This window comes from Bradyrhizobium sp. WSM3983 (assembly GCF_000473045.1).
In the GTDB taxonomy this organism is placed as follows: domain Bacteria; phylum Pseudomonadota; class Alphaproteobacteria; order Rhizobiales; family Xanthobacteraceae; genus Bradyrhizobium.
Genome location: NZ_AXAY01000025.1, coordinates 16,620 through 36,454, shown reverse-complemented (window position 1 = coordinate 36,454; position 19,835 = coordinate 16,620). Strand labels below are relative to the sequence as shown.

Sequence of the window (19,835 nt, the reverse complement as noted above, 5' to 3'; positions counted from 1 at the left end):
GGGTTCGATTCCCTTCACCCGCTCCATTCTACGATTTCAATGACTTGGCCAAGAATTTTAAGCTCCAATTCTAACGCCATTCCGACAATTTGGAGGCTGCACGGCTGAAGGCCGATGCAAAATCCGCGAGCGTTTCCAGCTCTACCTAAAGTCGTTCTTATTGATGACCGTCTCCAGTAAGCTTGGCATTCCCTTCTAGCTGATCGCGTTTTGAGGTACCTTCCCCTCGTTGTACGGCCGAGAGAGGAAGTCCGGTGGCAACGATTACCGAGTGGTTGGCCTCGCTGGGATTGTCCGAATATGCGGGTCGCTTTCGTGAAAGCGGCATCGATATCTCCGTTCTGCCGGATCTGACGGAGCAGGACCTCAAGGACATCGGGGTTTTGCTGGGCCATCGCCGGAAGATGCTGCGCGCGATCAACGAGCTTGTTGGTACCAGCGCTACGACGCAGCCGCCCGCGGTCGCGCCGGAGCCGGCGCAAGAGCATCAAGAGCTGGACGGCGAGCGACGCCAGGTGACCGTGATGTTCACCGATCTCGTCGGTTCGACCGCGCTCTCTGCCCGAATGGACCCGGAGGATCTGCGAGAGATCATTTCGGCGTATCAGAAGTGCGTCGCCGAGACGGTGCGTCACTTCGGCGGGTTCGTAGCAAAATATATGGGCGATGGGGTGCTCGTGTACTTCGGCTATCCCGAGGCTCACGAGGACGATGCTGAGCGGGCCGTGCGGGTGGGACTGGAGCTGATCGCGGCAGTTGCTGGCCTCAAGACCCGGGCTTCGCTGCAAACTCGCGTCGGCATTGCAACCGGATTGGTCGTAGTCGGGGACCTGATCGGGTCCGGCGAAGCCCAGGAGCGTGGCATCGTCGGCGAGACGCCGAACCTTGCCGCACGGCTGCAAGCGATTGCCCTGCCGGACAGCGTGGTGATCGCCGAGGGCACTCGAAAGCTGCTCGGCAATCTCTTCGAACTGCAGGACCTGGGGGCCAGGGACCTCAAGGGCCTCGCCGGACCGGTGCGGGCCTGGGTGGCGCTGCGAAGGAGCTCCATAGAGAGCCGTTTCGAGGCGCTGCATTCTGGCCGGACCACACCGCTCGTTGGCCGGGCAGAGGAGTTCGAATTGCTGCTCAGACGCTGGCAGCAGGCGAAATCCGGCCAAGGACGTGTGGTGGTCGTCATCGGCGAGCCGGGCATCGGCAAATCTCGCATTACCGCTGCTCTCCAGGGGCAACTGCAACTTGATCCGCACGCCCGGCTGCGGCAGTTCTGCTCTCCGCATCACCAGTCAACGCCGCTGCATCCCTGGATCGGCCAGTTCGAAAGGGCGACTGGCATGACGCGCGACGACACGGCCGCGGAAAAACTCATGAAACTAGAGGCCTTGCTGGCCCGGTCCAATGCACCACGCGAGGACATCGGCTTGATCGCCGCATTGCTGTCTCTTCCGAATGCCGCGCGTAACTCTCCTCCCGAGTTGAGTCCACAGAAGCGTAAGGAGAAGACCTTGACGGCGCTTCTGGCGCACATGGAGCGCCTGGCGGCGCGGCACCCCGTGTTGGTCGTGTACGAGGACGTACACTGGATCGATCCAACTACGCTCGAGTTGCTGACACTGACGATCGAGCGAGTGCAGAGCCTGCCGGTGCTATTGCTCATCACAGCACGGCCGGAGTTCAGACCACCCTGGCCCGGCTATGCGCATGTGACCCACATTGAGCTCGGGCGCATCGGCCGAGACGAAGGATCATCGTTGATCGCGCAGGTCACAGGCGGCAAGGCACTGCCCAACGAGGTGCTGCAACAGATCCTTGCCCGAACCGACGGGATCCCGTTATTCATCGAGGAGCTGACCAAGGCCGTGGTCGAGAGCGGTGTGCTCACCGACGTTGGCGATAGATACGCAGTGGCAGGTCCATTGCCGGAGCTAGCCATCCCGACATCGCTAAACGCCTCGCTGCTGGCGCGGCTCGATCGCCTGGCGCCCGTCCGGGAAGTGGCGCAGATCGGGGCGGCGCTCGGACGTCAGTTCTCGCACGCGCTGATCAGAGCCGTTACGCCTATGCCTCAGCCGCAACTGGATGATGCCCTGGCGCAACTCGTGCACGCCGAATTGATTTTCCGGCGCGGGACTCCCCCCGATGCACAATACACCTTCAAACACGCGTTGGTTCAGGACGCCGCCTATGGCACCTTGCTGCGCGCCCGGCGGCGGCAACTGCATGGCCGCATTGCCGCTACCCTCGAACGCCAATTTCCGGAGATCGTGGCGATGCAGCCCGAGCGATTGGCGCAGCATTGCGCGGAAGCGGGGTTCGTCGAGAAGGCCGTGGGTTACTGCCTCAAGGCCGGCCAACAGGCCATCGCGCGGGGCACCATGGCCGAAGCGGTGGCACAGCTTCGGAAGGGCCTCGACATCCTCGCTGGTCTGTCCGACGGCGCCGTGCGCCGGGAGCAGGAGCTTGATCTGCAGATCGCACTCGGACACGCGCTGGAGACGACGATGGGACTGGCCGAGGTTGAGACTGGCGAGGCCTACGCTCGCGCGCGTCAACTCTGCGAGCAACTAAGCCGGCCAGAGCAATTTGGACTTGTCCTCTATGGCCAGTATTTGTTTCGCATCGTACGTGGCGAGCTGGAGCAGGCGGAACATCATGCCGAGGAGCTGCGTCGCATGCGTAAGGCCGGCAACGACGCGATGTGGGAATGTTTCGGCGCGCAGATCAGCGGGAATATCTGCTTCTACCTTGGCAAGTTCTCTGACGTCCGCGCTTACCATGAGAGTGTTTTCTCCTTGTGGGACCCGGCGTATCGAGCCTTCGCGCCGACGGCGGAGGATCCACACGTTGGGGCCATGGTGCATTTTTCTCGGACGTTGGTGTGCCTCGGCCATCTGGACCAGGCGTGTTCGCGGCGGGACGAGGCTCTGGCCGAGTCGCAACGGCTCTCGCCCTTCATGCGGGCTTTCGCACTACGTCAGGCCTGGTACGGCGATTGGGCCACCAAGGGGGCTCAATCGGCCCAGACGATCCTTGCGTCTGCGCAAGAGGTCGTGGTGGTCTCGGATGAGCATGGCTTCCGCGACTCGCTGGCGATCGGGAACATCATGCGCGGGTGGTGTCTGGCCAGCCTGGGGCAAGCGGCAGAGGGCATCCCGCTGCTCCTTGAAGGGCTGAGAGTGTGTCGAGCGGGGGACCGCAAATTGATGATTCCATTTTTTCTGACCGTGCTCGCGGAGGCCTATGGGATGGCGGGTCAACCGCAGCAAGGTCTCGATCAACTCGCCGAGGTCGCCAACCTGGTTGACGCGACCCATGAGCGCTGGGTCGAGGCCGAAATGCACCGGCTGCGTGGGACGCTATTGCTGTCGATGAATGAGCACGCCGCGGCAGAGAACAGCTATCGCCGCGCGCTCGGCGTGGCACAGCGACAGAGCGCCAGGTTCTGGGAGTTGCGCGCGGCCCTCGACCTAGCGCGGCTCTGGTGCAACCAGGGCAAGCGCAGTGAGGCTCGCGATCTCCTCTCGCCCGTTTATGGCTGGTTCACTGAAGGTTTTGACACGCGGGACCTGAAGCAGGCCAAAGCCTTGCTCGCCGATCTAGCGCAATGACGGCCATGATCGACATCTTCAGCAGCGTCCAGGCCAGCGATGAGAATATTTGGGTTATTGCTCCTCCAACACTTCGAGGGTCACCGTAAGCTGCTCGGCCTCGATGGCGATGTCTCCGTCGTGCCCGCTCGCGCGCGGCGGGATCATCACCTCCTTGTGGTCCCGTCGCTGCTCCTCGGGGAGCAGGGCGATGAAGGCAGCATCGAGATTGTCGGCGCCGGTCTGCAACAGCAGTTCGGCCGGCGTGCCGGTGGCAAGCACCCGCCCGTCATCCATAGCTACAAGCCAGTCGAAGCGCGCCGCCTCCTCCATATAGGCCGTGGCGACGATGACGCTCATGCCGGGACGACCCTTGCGGATATCCTCGATCAGCTCCCAGAATTGCCGGCGCGAGAGCGGATCGACGCCGGTGGTCGGTTCGTCCGGGATCAGCAGGTCTGGATCATGAATGAGTGCGCAGCAAAGGCCGAGCTTCTGCTTCATGCCGCCGGACAGCTTGCCCGCGGGCCGGGCCGCGAACGGCGCAAGACCGGTATCCTTCGGCCGTTGCCGCTGGCGAATCCGGGCGGAAGGCTGTTGCCTCCAAGCTTCTGCCAGGCAAAGTAGCCGCCCGCGCCGAGGATCCGACAACAAGGGCGATCAGCCAGCGTTTTCGATTGCTTGTCATGGTCTAGACCGATTCATCGACAGGCGGCCTCGACCGACTGGTTGATTTGGGAGTCGCCTTCACACGCTCGCGCAGGCGCTGGAACGTGACGTAGAGCATCGGCACCATGAAGATCCCGATCGAGCTTGCGGCGAGCATGCCCGCAAACACGGCGGTCCCGACCGCTCTGCGGCTCAGTTCGGCGGCGCCGGTTGCGATCACGAGCGGCAGCAGTCCGAGAATGAAGGCAACCGAGGTCATCATGACCGCGCGAAACCGCATCTGGGCGCCCTCGATTGCAGCTTCATCAAGCGCCGTACCCGCCTCGCGCCGCTCCTTCGCGAACTCCACGATCAGGATGCCGTTCTTGGCGGCGAGCGCGATCAGGACCACGAGTCCGATCTGGCCATAGAGGTCGAGATTGAGGCCGGCGAGCTTGATGCCGACAAAGGAGCCGAGGACACCAACGACCGCCGACAGCAGCACTGGGATCGGAATCACGGTGCTTTCGTAGAGGGCGACCAGGAAGAGATAGGCGAACAGGACCGCAAGCATGAGCACCGTGCCGGTCTGGCCGGCCGCCTGTTGCTCCTGATAGGCGGTGCCGGTCCACGCGAAGCTGTAGCCCGCGGGCAGCACGGCGTTGGAGACATCGGTCATCGCGGCGATCGCGGTGCCTGACGAGACGCCCGGCGCCGGGCTGCCGTTCACCGTCACTGAACGATAATTGTTGTAGCGGGTGATCACCTGAGGCCCGGTGACGATCTTGATGCCGGCAAGCGATCGTATCGGCACCATCTGGCCAGTGTTGTTGCGCAGATAGATGCGCCAGATGTCCGAAATATCGGCGCGATCGAACGCCTCGCCCTGAATGTTGACCTGCCAGGTGCGGCCAAACCGATTGAAGTTGTTGACGTAGATGCCGCCGAGCGTTGCCTGCAGGGCGGTGAAGATGTCGCTGATGGTGACGCCGAGCGCTTGTGCCTTGCGGCGGTCGATGTCGAGATAGATGGACGGATTGGTCGCGGTGAAGGTGGAGAAGACACGCGTCAGCCGCGGGTCGGCATTGGCGGCGCCGATCAGCGCGCTCGTGACGCTGGAGATCGCGGCCGGGCTCTGTCCTTCCAATGCCTGGAGCTGGTATTCGAAGCCGCCGCTGGTGGAGAGCCCGATGATCGGCGGCAGGTTGAACGGCAGCACGTTGGCCTGCCTGATCTGCGCGCCGGCTGCAAAGGTTTGCCGGATCAACGCCTGCGCCGAATCTGCTGCCGCCTTGCGGTCGGCAAACGGCTTCAGCCGAGTGACAACCAGCGCACTGTTCGGTTCGGATACGCCGTCGAGCAGGGAAAAGCCGACGATGGCCAGAACGTGATCGACGGCCGGCATCTGCTTCAGGATGCCCTCGATCTGTTCGGCGACCTCACTGGTGCGGGCCACCGACGCGCCGTCGGGCAACTGCACCGAGGTGAAGAAGGCGCCCTGGTCTTCCTCGGGGAGGAACCCCGTGGGCGTGATCAGCGACATGCCGAAGATGCCGGCAGCAAAGACGGCGACGAGCAGGAGGGAAAGTCCGGCCACGCGCACCAGACTGCGGACGCCGTCACTGTAGCGGTCGCGCACCCAGTCGATGCCGCCGAGCACGCGCGCCATGATACCGCGCCGCGGCCCGGAGTGACGCAGGAACAGCGCGCATAGGGCAGGCGACAGCGTCAGTGCGTTCAGCGCCGAGATCATCATGGCGCAGCTGATCGTCACAGCGAACTGGCGAAACAGCGTGCCGGAAATTCCGGGAATGAATGCGACCGGAACGAAGACGGAAAGCAGCACCAGCGTGATCGCGATGATCGGCCCTGTGATCTGCGTCATGGCCTTCTTGCTGGCCTCGGCCGGCGACAAATCCGGCTCTTCCTCCATCACGCGCTCGACGTTCTCCACGACGACGATGGCGTCGTCCACCACGATACCGATGGCGAGCACCATTGCGAGCAGCGATACGGTGTTGGCCGAATAGCCGAGCACCAGCAGCACGGCGAAGGTGCCGATCAGGCTCACGGGAACGGCAACGGCCGGGATGACGGTCGCGCGGAGATTGCCGAGGAACAAGTAGACCACGATCACGACCAGGACGAAGGCCTCGCCCAGCGTCCGCAATACCTCCGTGATCGTATCCCGCACAAAGCTCGTGGAATCGTATTGGACAAGGTAGCTGAGCCCTGTCGGAAACCGCTTGGACAATCGCTGCATCGTCGTCGCCACCGCCTGCGCGGTGGTCACGGCATTGGCGCCGGGAGCGAGATAGATCGCTATCGGCACCGCGGCCCGCCCGTCGATCCGAGCTTCGCTGTCGAGATTTTGCGCGCCCATCTCAACCCGGGCGACGTCCTTGACGAGCAGCGACGAACCATCCGGATTGGCGCGCAGCACGATGTTGGCGAATTGATCGACGGTGGCGAGCCGGCCCAGGGTCTGCACATTGAACTGGAACTGCTGGTCATCGCTGATCGGCCGCGCGCCGATGCGGCCGACCGGCGCCTGGACGCTTTGCGCGCGAATCGCGGCGATGACATCCGATGGGGACAGATTGAGACTGGTGAGCCGCTGCGTATCGAACCAGATCCGCATCGAGTAGTTCATCTTGGCGAACAGATGAGCCTGCCCGACCCCCGGCGTGCTGGAAATTGCATCGAGCACGTTGATGATGGCGTAGTTGGTGATGAAAAGCGGATCCTGCTGTCCGTCGGCGCTGTAGAGCACGAGGAATTGCAGGATCGCCGATGATCGCTTCTGCACCGTCACGCCCTGTTGCTGCACTTCGGTGGGCAGTTGTGACAGGGCGCTCTGCACGCGGTTGTTTACGTTGACAGTGTTGATATCGGGGTTGGTGCCGAGCGCGAACGAAACTGTCAGAGTATAGCTGCCGTCATTGCCGCTGGTCGATTTCATGTAGAGCGCGCGGTCGACGCCGATGACCTGCGCCTCCAGGGGTTGGGCGACGCTGCTCTCGACGACCTCCGCGGATGCGCCCGGGAACGTGCCGGAGACGGTAACCTGCGGCGGCACGATGTCCGGAAATTGTGCCACCGGGATCTGCATCAGCGCCAGCGCGCCGGCGATGGTGATGATAAAAGCGATCACCATCGCAAGCCGCGGACGATCGATGAAGACCGCAGACATCATGGCTTGGCGTCCACCGGGTGCGTCTGGCCGGACGCACCGTGATCCGCTTGCGGAGCCCCGCCGTCTGCGGCGGCTTTCATGCTCGACAGGATCAGCGGACTTGCCGGTCCGGGCGAAACGGTCTGGCCGGGACGAACTCGCTGCAGGCCCTCGACGATCACCCTGTCGCCGGCCGCAAGTCCGGCGATCACGGCTGCGATGGTCGGGGTAGATTGCCCGAGCTGGATGCGGCGCTGCTCGGCTTTGTTATCGGCGCCGACGGCGAGAACATAATCGCCTTGCTGATCGGAGAGCACGGCTGAGCGTGGGATCGCCAGCACCTCGACCGGCTGGACGCCTTCCAGCACGACCGTGACGAACTCGCCATCCGTCAGCTCGTGAACGGTGACGCCGGCCGCCGAGGGCGCTCGCAGGATCGGATTGCCGATCTCCCCGCGCACGGTGATCGTATCGGTGTTCTGGGCGATGGTGTTGTCGACGAAATTCAGCTTGCCGGTTTTGCCGTACATGCGGCCGTCGGGCAGCCGCAGCCTGATGACCACGGCTTCAAGGCCGCCTTGCGGTCCGTATCGTTCCCGCAGCTCAAGCCCTTGGCGCACCGGCACCGGGAAGGTGACATACATCGGGTCCTGGCTGACAATGGTGGTCAGCACGCCCGAGGTTGGACCGACGACGTTGCCCTCTGTCACCGCCGTGCGACCGATCTTGCCGGCGATCGGCGCACTGATCATGGTGTAGTCGAGATTGATCTGCGAAGCCTGGACCTGGGCTTGCGCGGCTTGCACCTGAGCTTCGAGGCTGCGCTGGTTCGCGATGGCTGCGTCGTAGGTGGACTGTTGCCCGGCAGGGCCTCCGAGCAAGGTCCGCGCGCGTTCGGTCGTCAGCTTGGCATTTTCGAGTGTGGCCTGGAGCTGCGCCACCTGCGCCTGTTTCGATGCAAGGTCCGCTTCGAAGGGACCACGCTCGAGCCGATAGAGCTCATCGCCTTTGCTGATCTCGGCGCCTTCCTCGAACAGGCGCCGTTCCAGAAATGCGGTGACGCGAGCGACGACGTTGACCCGATTGATCGCCTCGATCCGACCGAGGAATTCACTGGTCTCGGTGATCGGCCGCCTGGTCGCTTCGACGATGCCGACCGCAGGTGGCGCGGCGGGAGCGGGTTGGGCCCGGACCGTCCCGCCGGCGATAATCATCAGGAGGGTTGCCGCCAGCAGTCTGATCGAGACGTCAGCAAGGTACATCGTTCGCTCCTTGCTCCGGACTTAGATGCCGCGCCGGGTCTGTGCTACCAGCGCATCGCTACTCCTGCCGTGTCCGATTGCTGCGCGCGGGCTCGTCATAACCCTTGCGGCGGCTATAGAACATCAGCGAGATCAGGCCGCAGCCGGTCACCAGCATCAAGATGACGGCCCCCGCCAGAATGACGTTGCGATAAAGCGGCATTGATGGCGTTGCCTGCCATCCCGCCACGCAGTACCAGGTTGCCACAACGAGAAGAGCTGTCAGAACGGCCCCGAGGAGCCATCGATTTGTGGAGCGCACGATCGCCTCCATCGCATGGTTGGGAGCTCGCACCGCCTTCATGGCGGGTTAGCCGCCCGCAGATTGCACAAATTGCGCGAGGCGTTGCTAGCGCCACCGCCATCCACAATGACGACGACCGCGATGCCACCAGCAAACCCAGCGGCGCCGGCGCCTCGGCGACGGCCGCCTCCAGCCGGGTCCAGGCGGTCCCCACTGCGCCTGCGTGACGAGATCCGACGGCGTCCCGGATCGCCCGAGATCAGGAGCCACCGGCATCGCCTCCGCAGCCGCAATGAAGCGAACGCCGATTGCGCCGACCGCAGCGGCGGCAGCGGCCTTCGATGCGAGGCCAAGGAAGGCACGGCGGGTGGGAGCATTCATCGTCATATCCTCTTCTCGTTACGCAGTCCTCCGCACGGACTGAAGCGCGTAGAGCAGCCACGCCATGCCGTGCGAAATCAGATCGACACCAAGCAGGAACCCAAGGACCCAGACGCTGATGGTCGGGAAGCCGAACAGGATCAAAGAGCCCGCGAGGACTCCGACGAGACCGGAGATCAGCATCGCCCAGCCGCTCTGTCGCCAATGCGCGCTTGACGCTGACGATGGTCGCGAACACGACGTCGCCAAGCGCGAAGACGCCTGCGGCGATCAGCACGATGCCAAGGAGCGCGCAGACCCATATTGGAGGAGGACCCAGAGCCTCGATGAGGGTTCTGCTGTCATAGACGGTCATGTCATTCACCGCGATCTCGGCGATAATTCGAGTTTCCGCCGGGAATGGTAGCTTGGACCCCGCAGCACCGACATCGGACGAAACCCTGAGCGACCGGCCGGGAATGTTCTCACCGATCCAACCAGGGGCGAGCCATCGGGCCTGAGATCGCTGTTGCGGGCTATCGCCTTCCGCGCGGACCCAGCGTCAGGTTGGTGACGCCCGCCGCGAGATTGATCCCGATCGATCGCTCGATCGACAACGGTTGCAACATGACACTCCGCCGCGAGCCGCCGATCAGGACATTGGCGCCGAGGCCCGGTCCCAATGCGAGGCTGCCGCTCGCGCCGACATAGTTGCCGCGCAGGGTGGCGGAGCCGACCCGCGAGTTCTTGGCGAGCACGGCCCAGGACAGGGTGCCGGCGCTGGTCACGCCGAGATCAAGGCCAACACGCCGGATCCGTCCCTCATAGATGAACTGCCTCGGCGGGTTTCTAGCAAAGAATGTGCAACGCAGAGACTGCGCCGATCCAAGCACAAGCCCAACGCGCGGGCTGCTGAAGCACAGGAGCCGGCCAACCCGGAACGTCTCGGCGCGCGCAGGCAGGGTGGCGAGGCATAGCAGCGCGGATGCCCCGAAGACTGCAACAAGCTGTGTCATTTGCATTCAAGCCTCCACTTGGCTGTTGGTGTCGGATGGTGAGACTCTCGGCGGGCGCTCCTGGCGAAGCCAGAACGTGATGCCGAGGCCGATCAGCAGCACGGCGCCCAGCAGGAAGAAGAAGACGGACTGCTTCAGCCAGGAGATCGCCGGCACGGCGACGCCCATCGCAAGGCCGAGGAAAGAGATTTGCAGCGACAGAAGGCTGATGCCCGCGAGGAACGTGCCGAGTGCGAGCAACGTCAGCAGGACCAGGCCGGTTGCAGGGGTCGGCAGCAATTGCTGGACGCCCGACACCAACATGATGTTCATCGTCACCAGGACGGCAATCCAGTGTAACGCCTGGGTCCAGATCAAGCGGAGCTGGGCCTCCCTACCTTCGGTCTCCGGCCATTTGGTGACAATGCAGACGACGCAGATGGCAAGTGCCAGGAATTCCCAGTAGCCGACGAGAGGCTGATGGGAGACGTTGGTATAGGCGACCCCTGCGATGGCAAGCACCAGCGCCACGATATAAGGAAGCTGCTGCCAGAGGAATTGAGCCATTCCGGATCGAGGCAAGGGAGGCTCCGCGCCCTCGTTCGGTTGCGTGCCGATCTCGTTCATGGGTGCCTCACTGACGATCCACCGCCGTTGAACGTCTGCTTGAGCTCGTCACCGAGGTAGTCTTCGACATAGAAACGGATGATTGCGACGCGGCCGATCGCGACCAGTGGCATGGCGAGCGCGATGCCCAGGACGCCGAATAGCGCGCCTAGCAGGACGATCGCGACCAAGGTCCAGGCAGGAGGAATCTCGACTGCCTGACGCTGGATCAGCGGACCGATCACGTAGCCTTCGACCGACTGGATGATCGTGTAGATGACGACGGCCCAGATCAGCAGGGAACTGCCGAGCGGCATTGCGACGAGCACGATCGGAATTGCGGCCACGATCGGCCCGACATAGGGAATGAAATTCGAAAGGCCTGCTTGCAACCCGAGCACGAAGGGGCCGGGCAGCCCCATGAGATTGAGTGCAATCCAGACCCACAGCGTCATAAGGACGATGCGGATGAACTGTGCGACGAGCCATAGCCGCATGACGTTGCCCATCTCATCCATGACCACTCTCGCCCGCGGGCGGTGGAACGGCTTCACCAGCATGACCAGGCTTTCACGGTGGCTGGTCGGATCGAAGGCAAAGAGGATCCCGAGGAACAGGATCACCAGCGCGCCGGTCAGGAGGCTCGAGGCTCCGCCAAGCAGGAATTGAGCATGGCTGAGAAAACGGCCCTGATCCGAGAACAGCCACTGCGCGAAGTCGCGGCCCCATTCCGGACCGAGCAGGTCAACGCCGTACGACAGCAGATGCTCCTGCAGGATGTCGAGCTGGCTGTCCATGACCTTCAGCAAGAGGCGCGTCTGCTCCGGCAGCTTGCCCGCGCCCCATGCCAGTCCAGATCCCGACAAGGCCGAGAACAGCAACAGGACCAGCGTCAGCCGCCAGGCGCGTCTGAGCGGAAGGACTGGCGCCAGAGCCCTCGCGGAAGCATCCAGAAATGCAGCGAACAAAATGCCTGCAAAGATCAGCAGGAGACTGGAGACCGTCTTCCACACCAAAAACAGGAAGACGCATGCGGCGAGCAGGGTCAGCCCGGTCGCGAGAATGCTGCGCTGTGCGTCGTTGTCCGGCAGGCCGGCGGAATCATCGCGTGGAACGACCTCGCGGAGTCTCTCCGGTCCTGTCCTGGAGTCGCTCATGGATCGGTCCAATCGTAGGAGTGGTCTGTCGTCCGTCGCCTCTAGGTGCGGACGCGCCGGCTGCCAAAGTGCGGATGCCTTCCGCCGCGATGACGCCAGTAGCGGTGCTTCGTCGGGTTCGTATTGGTATTGGGCGTTGCGCTCTTCGGTGCCGACGCGCCGGCATCCTTTGACGCAGACACGCCGGTGTCAGTCGACTGGGCCAGCGACAGGCACGGAAATGCGGAAGCCGTCACCAACCCGCCCAGGATCAAGGCGCCACAGACGGCCCGAATGCTCATATTCGCCTCCAAAGTAACCAGGACTCAAATCGAGATGGCTCGATGGCGGTGCCAATGAACAGCAATATCGGGATGATCTTGGTGTAGGTCGCGATCGTATTGAGCGCGGCTGCGCCCTTGATGCCGCGCAGCAGCAGGATGTGCACTCCCCACAGCAGAACGGACGCCGAAGCGATCGCCACCGGAGTTGCCCCATCACCGAACACGGGAAAAAACTGTCCGAGCGTCGCCTTGATCAAGACGAGACAGGCGACGTCTGCAAGACAGCAACCGATCCAGTACCCCACGGCCGAGGCAAACCCGATATACTCGCCGAACCCGACCCTGGCATAGGCATAGATGCCGGCATCGAGGTCCGGTTTGCGGTGTGACAAGGTCTGGAATACGAAGGCCAGCATCAGCATGCCGGTGCCTGCGATAACCCAGGCGATCATCGCTCCAAGCGCACCCGTGGTTCGTCCGAACGCTGCAGGTAGTGCGAAAATGCCGGAGCCGACCATCGACCCGATCACGAGCGCGATGAGCGCGTTGCGGGAGAGGTTCTGATCGGCCTCGTTCGACGACGGAGCCATGACGGGATGGCCTTCCAATCCGGGATGGGACGGACACTGATGCCAGCCGCACCTGGCGAAGACCTTAGAGGCGGCTTTCCGCCTCGCACATCGGGGATTCTCTGTAGGAAGCGAGGGTGAAATTGGCCGCCGGCTGGCTGCGCACCGCCTTCAGGCCTTCGCGGAAGGGGCGGTGGCGCCTTGATCGGGATGGGATGATGGCCCGGGAACGGCAGCCAAAAGCACGACGCTGAAGCGGCAGAGTTCACCGGCCTTCGCGAGCTCGGCGGCTATGCATTGGGCATGCAGAACCGCCGCATCCTGGTCGGCATGTTCGCATCCGGTTCCATCGGGAGAGAGACCGTATCTGTCGACTATATGAAAGTAGAAGCGCATATCCGTCGGATTAGGCCGGACCGCAGCGGGTTTCCAAGTGACAAACGCGTAAGGCGGCCTCTCCAAAAGGAGGACACGTGTGGCGGTTCCAGGTTGCCCATTTGTAATCGTAGAATGGTCGCCGTGAGTGGGCGGTGCGGAGTGCCGAAAATTGCAGCGCAATCTGGTGATTGTCCCTGCCGGCTCTCGGGTCATTGTCCGATGCCGTCCTCTGCGTCCGAGGGATAGCGTGGCCCGATTCCGCGGGTTCTGAGAGGAGACAGGCGATGTCGAACTATGATCAGAACGTAACGGCCGCAGGCGCGGCCGGCGGCGACGCAATCGCGGTGGATGCTGGACTGCGTAGCTACATGCTGCGCATCTACAACTACATGGCCGCCGGCGTCGGCCTGACCGCCATTGTCGCGTGGCTGACCTATCAGCTCACCGGTCCCGCATTGCTGCAGAGTCCGTTGATGTGGGTTTTCATACTGGCGCCGCTGGCACTGGTCTTCTTCATTGGTTCTCGTATCAACACGTTGTCGGTGTCAACGGCGCGGATTCTGTTCTTCATTTATGCGGCGCTGGTCGGTGTGTCACTCTCGACGCTCCTCCACATCTACACCAGTGCCTCGATCACCCGCGTTTTCTTCATCACCGCCGCGACGTTCGGGGCGCTCAGCGTCTTTGGCTACACTACAAGGCGCGACCTGTCCGGCCTCGGCACCTTCCTGTTCATGGGCCTGATTGGGATCATCATCGCCAGCCTGGTGAACCTCTTCCTGCAATCCACCGGGCTCGACTGGCTGATCTCGATCGTGGGCGTCGGCGTCTTTGCCGGGCTCACGGCTTACGACACGCAGCGGATCAAGGCGATGTACGACAGTGGGGACGATGAAACGGCGACAGGCCGAAAGTCGGTGATCTCGGCGCTGTCGCTCTATCTCAACTTCATCAATCTGTTCATGATGCTGCTGCGCCTGGCCGGCAACCGCCGCTGAGTGGCGTTCAGGCCGCGGGCCGCTCCGCGGCGCTTGCCAGCGCGTCGCGCAGGGCCTGTTCCCTGGTGTCATCCAGCGACGTCTTCAGCACGGTCCCTCCGGCGTCCTTGATCTCCTTCAGGACCTTGTCCGCAGTCATATTCTTGATCAGGACGAACAAGGCGGCGTTCCCGGTGTGGAGTGACGAAGACAATTCCTTCATGAAGGCGTCGTCGATGCCAAAATCGGAAAGTGCGCCGCCGAGCGCGCCGGAGGCCGCGCCGACGGCGACACCGAGGATCGGATTGAGGAAAATCATGCCGATCAGAAGCCCCCAGAAACCGCCGGTCACTGCGCCCATCGACGTCGTGTTGACGAGTTGATTGAGCTTGATGCCGCCGGAGTCCGTCTTCACGGCGATCACTGCATCGCTGATTGTGATCAGATATTCCTTCTGCAGCCTGAGCAGTCGTTGACGCACTTCCTCGGCCTTCGCCTCGTTCGGATACACGATTGCGACAAGATCGGACATGGAGACCTCCGTTTCCATTGGGATAGCCCCGCGCCGGAGAGACCGATCCCGGCTGCACGGTGCCAAATCGAGACTAGAGGGTGAACCGCCGGCCCGGCATCGGAGAAAACCCCGGGCTCGAAGGATGAATTTCCGATGCGCGAAGAACAGGTCGGTGATCGCCGTAATACGTTCAGCTAGTCCTGTGGAGAAGGCAGCATCGCACATTGACGACGCCTTACATCAGGTGACTCCCGATCTTCCAACAGGGTGAACACCTGATATTCCGATGGGTTCGAATGCTTCAATCTGCTGGCGCAACTACACACTTACACTGGAGAGAAACATGCCGAGGTTTAAGCCGTCCCTTTCATCCGCCTTGCTGGTCCGCGCGCCAATTCGCAAATCCATGATCGCAGCGGCGTTGCTCACGTTCACGGCAACCATGTTCGCGTTTGTTGCGCCGGGAGAGGCGGCGCGCGAAATCCAGTGGTGCGCCAAGGTCGCTGGACGAGGGACTCACTGTATGTACCATACTGAAGATCAATGCCGCGCATCGCTCAGCGGAAGAAGCGGGACCTGCGTCCGCAGACGGACCTAAATCGCTCAGCTCTTCCTGAGGTGGTGACTGGCTTGAACGTGAGTTCTGTCCATCAGAATGCGGCGCGGCGGACATGGACCGCGCCGCACTCAAGAGTCCGTTGGCAAGCTGAGCAAAAGCTTTTGCGGACCATTCGATCGCGGATCCTATGCGGATCCTATGGTGGCTCTGGGACAAACGTCTATCCGGAAGGACCGCTTCACGATAGGCTTCGAGCGTTCAGCTACTCAATTTGCTCCGAACATCGAGGCGGCGAGCAGCAGCGCAACTGCGAGCATGCAGATGCCGGCCGCCGGCCATTGACGGAGAACGTGATCGCCTCTTTCGACAAGGCTGCCAAACCCTAGACACGCGCGCCGGAAGGGGCCGGGCACGGTCTTCAAATCCCTCCGGGCCACCGTACCGGCCAGCGGATGTGGCCAGGGACTGAGCAGGATCGCTAGCGCGACACCTCCGAGCACGGTTACGAGCAATTTGACGAGCGCTTCGACGCCGAACAGTTTCGATTCCAGAGCATACGGGATCGGCAAATACGGCTCCCATGGCAGCAGGCCAAGGAATAGCGAGCAGAGCGCCAAGGCAAGCGCCGCCAAACCGCTGCCGCGTGGCGGCCTCGCGGCGAGGGCGACCGGCCGATCCGGAGGCGAAAGCGCGTGGGCAAGTACCAGTACGACATAGGCGGCCGTGAACATCCCGCCGACCTGGAGCACGCCAGCCCACCACCACTGTCCCGTCCTCGCCGTCTCCTGGAGCAACAATTCCTTGGCAAGCGACGCACCGCCCGGCTGGATTCCCATCAGTGCGAAGCCGGCTAAGGCGAAGGTCATGACGCTCAAGGGCAGAGCGCGTGCAGCGCCACTGATCCCGGTGATGCGATCATGGCCGAGTCCGGCGTAGATCGACCCGACTGCCATGAACATTGCCGCTTTCGCGGTGGCGTGGGAGATCGCCTGAATCAACCCACCCGCCAGGGCCTGTCCGGTCTCGAGTCGGCCCGAGGCATCGAGTGCGAGAGGAAACAGCAGGAAGAGGTACCCGATCTGGGCCAGTGTCGAATATGCGACGAGCAGCTTGAGGCGTTCCTGCCGTAGGGCAACGATGCTCCCGACCAGGATCGCACCGGCCCCCAGCGTTGCCAGAAACTGTGCAGCGGTAAAGCCCGGCAGGGCGGGCAGCACATAGAACCAGAGCCGCACAACGATGAAGAATGACCCCTTCACGACCAAGCCGGACAGGATCGCGCTCGCTGCGGCCGGGGCGCCGGCGTGAGCGGGCGGCAGCCAGAGGTGCAGCGGAAACAGCGCGGTCTTAGCGAGCAGGCCGGACGTCATCAGCGCCGCCGCAATGAGCGCGCCGGGCTCCGCGGAGACGCGATGAGACAGCAGCACGATATCCAGCGTGCCATAGAGACCGTAGAGCAGCGCGGTGCCCATCAAATAGAAGACCGAACCGAGCAGTGCGAAGAGCAGATACCGCAACGCAGCCCGAAGCGTCTCCGCGCGGCCGTCGAGAGAGACCAGAGGCACCGCGGCGAACGTCAGCAATTCCAGCGCAACATACAGCGTGAAGAGGTCTCCCGCGACGAAGATCGTGTTCAGCGCGCCCCAGATTGCCAGCAGCAGGATCCAGAATGCGAATGGTGTGCGCGCTTCGACAGATTGGGGACGAAAATCGGTCGCGGCAAAAATGGCGACCGCGCAGATCACCACCGCCGTCGTCGCGAGCATGACCGCCGACAATCCGTCCGCGCGGAGGGCTACGCCGAGCGGTGGTGGCCAGGCGCCGAGCAGATAGACGAGGTGGCCATCGCTCCGCGGCAAGAGGACGAGGACGGCGGCAGCAATCGCCAATCCGACCGGTATGACCGTGGAGACAACCGGCCGAACGTAGCGCTCGCCGAGAGCGAACTCCAGCAGGACGCCCGCGACCGGCGCGACGATCGACAGCACCAACAGGAAGCCGCCGGCGGTCGTCACCAGCGCGGGGGCGGGGGGCAGCATCAGTTGCCGGACGGATCGGAGCGCGGGCTCGCCGCCGCCCGACTGTTGAGTGTCGTGGACCCTGCGATCTGGAAAAGCCGCAGCAATAAGGCGATCGCCAGAGCCGTCGCGGAAAACGCGACCACGACTCCGGTGATCACCAGGGCCTGTGGCACCGGGTCGTTACCAAAGCCCGCCGCCGCGCCTCGTCGCCCGACGATACCGAACAGAAGAAACACGCCGCTGCCGAGCAGGTTGAATGCGATGATCTTGCGAAGTGGTTGCGGGGTCGTAATCAGGCCATAGAGCCCGAGTCCGACTGCCGCGGCAGCGTACAATCCGAACACCGTCACGGCGCTCATCGCTCTGCGCTCCTTTCAGGTGCACCGGCGAGCAGCAGGCCGAGCGTCGTCGCGATCGTCAGGAGCATCGCGGCCTCAATGCTCAGGATCAGCGGTTTGGCGAACGCAGCCGGATAGGCAAGGAACGCCGACCCAAAACAGAGCCCGCCAAGGCCGACAACAAGGAATAAGCCGGGGCCGGCCACCAGAACGAGCCGTAGCCATCGACTGCGCACGGGTGGGGTATCCACCAGCCCGGCCATGATCACCAGCAGCCACATCGATGCGAGAACGGCGCCGCCCTGAAATGCTCCGCCGGGGTGATCAGCGCCCGTCCACAAGATGTAAATGCCGACGACGATACCGGCGGGTGGCAACAGGCGCGCGAGAAAGGCGAGAACACCATTTGGATCAGCCTGGTGGCGTGGTCCGGGACGACCTCCCCAGGCCTGGTCCGATGCAAGGGACCAGACACCGACGATGGCGAGCAGGAGCACGACCTTCTCGAGCATGGTGTCCATCGCGCGGAATGCCATGAGCACGTTGGTGACGGGGTTGGCCATTCCGGTCGCCCCGGCATTCGAGACGACGTCGGGCGCGAGCGTTGGCGCTGGATTGGGCGGAAGCAGGATCGCGACAGCCAGCGCTGCTGCGATCGACGCCGACAGCGCGGCTGCGCTCAGGCGCACGATCAGGCTGGGTCGTTCCATTGTCATCGCCTCGGTACCGCGCAGCCGGGCCGCAGCACCCAATAGCACGACGCCGCCCAGGCCTCCGCCAATTGCAGCCTCGGTCAGCGCGACATCGACGGCGTCAAGACGGACCCAGATCAGCGCCACCAGCAGTCCATAGGCGATAAAACCGACCGTGGCCGAATAGGTGTCGGGGACGGCAATCGTCCAGATGGCGAGGCCCAGCACCACGACGGCGAGCGCGATCTCGAACACTGTTGCAATGCTCATTCGCCTGATCCGCTCTGACGTGCCGTGCGCGCTATCAATTGGGAGACGGTGGCGCCCGCGAGCAGTACGAACATCCAGATGCTGATCAACTTCAGTCCGTCGCGCAGGCCTCCTGTTTGGGGGAGCAGCCCGAGCACGACGAAACCCAGGCCGAGGTTGTCGGCTTTGCTGAGCGCATGCAGACGAGTTAGCGTGTCGGGAAAGCGAAGAAGACCGACAGTGCCGGCGAAAAAGAAGAATACGCCTGCCGACACCCCCGCAACCGTGATGATGTCCCGTGCGACGCTCATCTGTCCTCCCCCGGACCGGCCCCATCGGTTTCGAGGCGGGAAAGCCCCTTCTTGACGAATGCGATGGATGCGAAAGTGGCGAGCAGTGCCAGTATCAATGCCACGTCGACAGCCGCCGGCACGCCCGTCACGGTGCCGAGCAGTAGCAAGACGGCAATGCCGGCCGTCCCGATCAGTTGCGCTGCCATCATCCGGTCGGCATCTGCCGGGCCACGCAAGATGGACACCAGCCCGAGCCCCAGCATCGCCAGGATCAAGCCGACTGCGGTTGTCAGGAATTCAGTCATTGTAGAGGGCTCGAACCAACGCCCCTTCCTCCGCGGCAAGTTCGGCAACGACCGGTTGCCCGACATCGAGGCAGTGATAGACGATCTGCCCGTTCTCCTCTCCGGTTGGCACCGTGCCAGGCAAAAGGCTGGTGAGGGTCGTGAAAACGTTGCGGCGCTGGCCACCTGGAAGACGAGTTGGGTACGTGACGAATCCAGGGCGCAGCGGCAGGCGGGGATCGATTGCGCGCCTTGCGACATCCACTCCGGCCACAATGGAGTGGTAAAGGAACAGAAACGCGAGTTGGAAGATGGCACGAAGCGAGCGCCGCGACGTGCCAGGCTCCAGCAATCGTAAGCTGGTCGCAGTAGCCGTCGCGACGGCGACTGCTGCAGCAGGAATGTCATCGAGAGCAGCATCGGCAAGCACGAGCCAAAGGCAGAGGAACCATGCGGCTCGGGACATCGCGCTCCGCCAGAATACCCCGGCCCTGACGCTCGTACGCGCATCTGTTTTTCCTGAGGACTCTCTCACGTAGGATTCCTCAATTGGCGATAGGTCACATCGGGTCGTTCTGCGGTGTTTCGAAAACCTGGCCTCTGAACCGTGCACTCATGGTGCGAC

The 19,835-nt window shown here is 63.1% G+C and carries 19 protein-coding genes and 2 pseudogenes; 3 read left to right on the top strand and 18 right to left on the bottom strand.

The window, feature by feature from the left end:
* Positions 1-254 precede the first annotated feature (254 nt).
* A complete protein-coding gene (locus YUA_RS0128580) occupies positions 255-3,608 on the top strand; it encodes an adenylate/guanylate cyclase domain-containing protein (RefSeq protein ID WP_027533778.1) in 3,354 nt (1,117 codons plus the stop codon).
* An 81-nt stretch (positions 3,609-3,689) separates the two neighbouring features.
* On the opposite strand, the pseudogene YUA_RS0128575 reads toward YUA_RS0128580, so the two are convergent.
* The 11 genes and pseudogenes from YUA_RS0128575 to YUA_RS52745 all read right to left on the bottom strand — a co-directional run.
* A pseudogene (locus tag YUA_RS0128575) lies at positions 3,690-4,220 on the bottom strand (ATP-binding cassette domain-containing protein); the annotation flags it as partial.
* Between the two features lie 58 nt (positions 4,221-4,278).
* Positions 4,279-7,431: an efflux RND transporter permease subunit gene (locus YUA_RS0128570; protein ID WP_027533776.1), complete on the bottom strand. Its 3,153-nt coding sequence runs from the start codon at positions 7,429-7,431 to the stop codon at positions 4,279-4,281.
* A complete protein-coding gene (locus tag YUA_RS45290; RefSeq protein ID WP_035972112.1) occupies positions 7,428-8,672 on the bottom strand; it encodes an efflux RND transporter periplasmic adaptor subunit in 1,245 nt (414 codons plus the stop codon). The genes YUA_RS0128570 and YUA_RS45290 overlap by 4 nt, the downstream gene beginning before the upstream one ends.
* Before the next feature lie 58 nt (positions 8,673-8,730).
* Positions 8,731-9,015, bottom strand: a complete 285-nt coding sequence (locus YUA_RS0128560; RefSeq protein WP_245285283.1) for a hypothetical protein — start codon at positions 9,013-9,015, stop codon at positions 8,731-8,733.
* Between the two features lie 339 nt (positions 9,016-9,354).
* A complete protein-coding gene (locus YUA_RS52750; RefSeq protein WP_371259918.1) occupies positions 9,355-9,519 on the bottom strand; it encodes a hypothetical protein in 165 nt (54 codons plus the stop codon).
* A gap of 332 nt (positions 9,520-9,851) precedes the next feature.
* Complete coding sequence (locus YUA_RS0128550; RefSeq protein ID WP_027533774.1) at positions 9,852-10,337, bottom strand: DUF992 domain-containing protein; 486 nt, start codon at positions 10,335-10,337, stop codon at positions 9,852-9,854.
* Positions 10,338-10,937 (bottom strand): hypothetical protein, encoded by a 600-nt coding sequence (locus tag YUA_RS0128545; protein ID WP_027533773.1) that lies wholly within the window; start codon positions 10,935-10,937, stop codon positions 10,338-10,340.
* Complete coding sequence (locus YUA_RS0128540; protein WP_027533772.1) at positions 10,934-12,073, bottom strand: AI-2E family transporter; 1,140 nt, start codon at positions 12,071-12,073, stop codon at positions 10,934-10,936. The genes YUA_RS0128545 and YUA_RS0128540 overlap by 4 nt, the downstream gene beginning before the upstream one ends.
* A 41-nt stretch (positions 12,074-12,114) precedes the next feature.
* Complete coding sequence (locus YUA_RS0128535; RefSeq protein WP_027533771.1) at positions 12,115-12,354, bottom strand: hypothetical protein; 240 nt, start codon at positions 12,352-12,354, stop codon at positions 12,115-12,117.
* Between the two features lie 44 nt (positions 12,355-12,398).
* A pseudogene (locus YUA_RS0128530) lies at positions 12,399-12,926 on the bottom strand (amino acid permease); the annotation flags it as partial.
* 150 nt (positions 12,927-13,076) lie between these two features.
* Positions 13,077-13,301: a hypothetical protein gene (locus tag YUA_RS52745; RefSeq protein ID WP_084292935.1), complete on the bottom strand. Its 225-nt coding sequence runs from the start codon at positions 13,299-13,301 to the stop codon at positions 13,077-13,079.
* 266 nt (positions 13,302-13,567) lie between these two features.
* On the opposite strand from YUA_RS52745, the gene YUA_RS0128525 reads away from it, so the two are divergent.
* Positions 13,568-14,281 carry a Bax inhibitor-1/YccA family protein gene (locus YUA_RS0128525; protein ID WP_027533769.1) on the top strand — a complete coding sequence of 238 codons (714 nt, stop codon included), beginning with the start codon at positions 13,568-13,570 and terminating at the stop codon, positions 14,279-14,281.
* Between the two features lie 7 nt (positions 14,282-14,288).
* Here YUA_RS0128525 and YUA_RS0128520 read toward each other — a convergent pair whose 3' ends face one another.
* Positions 14,289-14,792 carry a DUF1269 domain-containing protein gene (locus tag YUA_RS0128520; RefSeq protein ID WP_027533768.1) on the bottom strand — a complete coding sequence of 168 codons (504 nt, stop codon included), beginning with the start codon at positions 14,790-14,792 and terminating at the stop codon, positions 14,289-14,291.
* A 268-nt stretch (positions 14,793-15,060) separates the two neighbouring features.
* On the opposite strand from YUA_RS0128520, the gene YUA_RS52740 reads away from it, so the two are divergent.
* Entirely contained in the window at positions 15,061-15,372 is a 312-nt protein-coding gene (locus tag YUA_RS52740) for a DUF3551 domain-containing protein (RefSeq protein WP_084292934.1), read from the top strand.
* 227 nt (positions 15,373-15,599) lie between these two features.
* Here the strand turns inward: YUA_RS52740 and YUA_RS0128510 are convergent, their stop codons facing one another.
* Genes YUA_RS0128510 through YUA_RS0128485 form a run of 6 tightly spaced genes read right to left on the bottom strand, consistent with a single transcriptional unit; the run spans position 15,600 to position 19,676 of the window.
* Positions 15,600-17,372 (bottom strand): complex I subunit 5 family protein, encoded by a 1,773-nt coding sequence (locus tag YUA_RS0128510; protein ID WP_027533767.1) that lies wholly within the window; start codon positions 17,370-17,372, stop codon positions 15,600-15,602.
* Positions 17,372-17,713 carry an NADH-quinone oxidoreductase subunit K gene (locus tag YUA_RS0128505; RefSeq protein ID WP_027533766.1) on the bottom strand — a complete coding sequence of 114 codons (342 nt, stop codon included), beginning with the start codon at positions 17,711-17,713 and terminating at the stop codon, positions 17,372-17,374. The genes YUA_RS0128510 and YUA_RS0128505 overlap by 1 nt, the downstream gene beginning before the upstream one ends.
* The gene (locus YUA_RS0128500; protein WP_245285282.1) at positions 17,710-18,639 is read right to left on the bottom strand and encodes an MnhB domain-containing protein; all 930 of its coding nucleotides are present in this window, start codon (positions 18,637-18,639) and stop codon (positions 17,710-17,712) included. The genes YUA_RS0128505 and YUA_RS0128500 overlap by 4 nt, the downstream gene beginning before the upstream one ends.
* 11 nt (positions 18,640-18,650) lie before the next feature.
* A complete protein-coding gene (locus tag YUA_RS0128495) occupies positions 18,651-18,944 on the bottom strand; it encodes a monovalent cation/H(+) antiporter subunit G (protein WP_027533764.1) in 294 nt (97 codons plus the stop codon).
* Positions 18,941-19,231, bottom strand: a complete 291-nt coding sequence (locus YUA_RS0128490; protein WP_027533763.1) for a monovalent cation/H+ antiporter complex subunit F — start codon at positions 19,229-19,231, stop codon at positions 18,941-18,943. The genes YUA_RS0128495 and YUA_RS0128490 overlap by 4 nt, the downstream gene beginning before the upstream one ends.
* Positions 19,224-19,676 (bottom strand): Na+/H+ antiporter subunit E, encoded by a 453-nt coding sequence (locus YUA_RS0128485; RefSeq protein ID WP_084292933.1) that lies wholly within the window; start codon positions 19,674-19,676, stop codon positions 19,224-19,226. The genes YUA_RS0128490 and YUA_RS0128485 overlap by 8 nt, the downstream gene beginning before the upstream one ends.
* Positions 19,677-19,835: the final 159 nt, after the last annotated feature.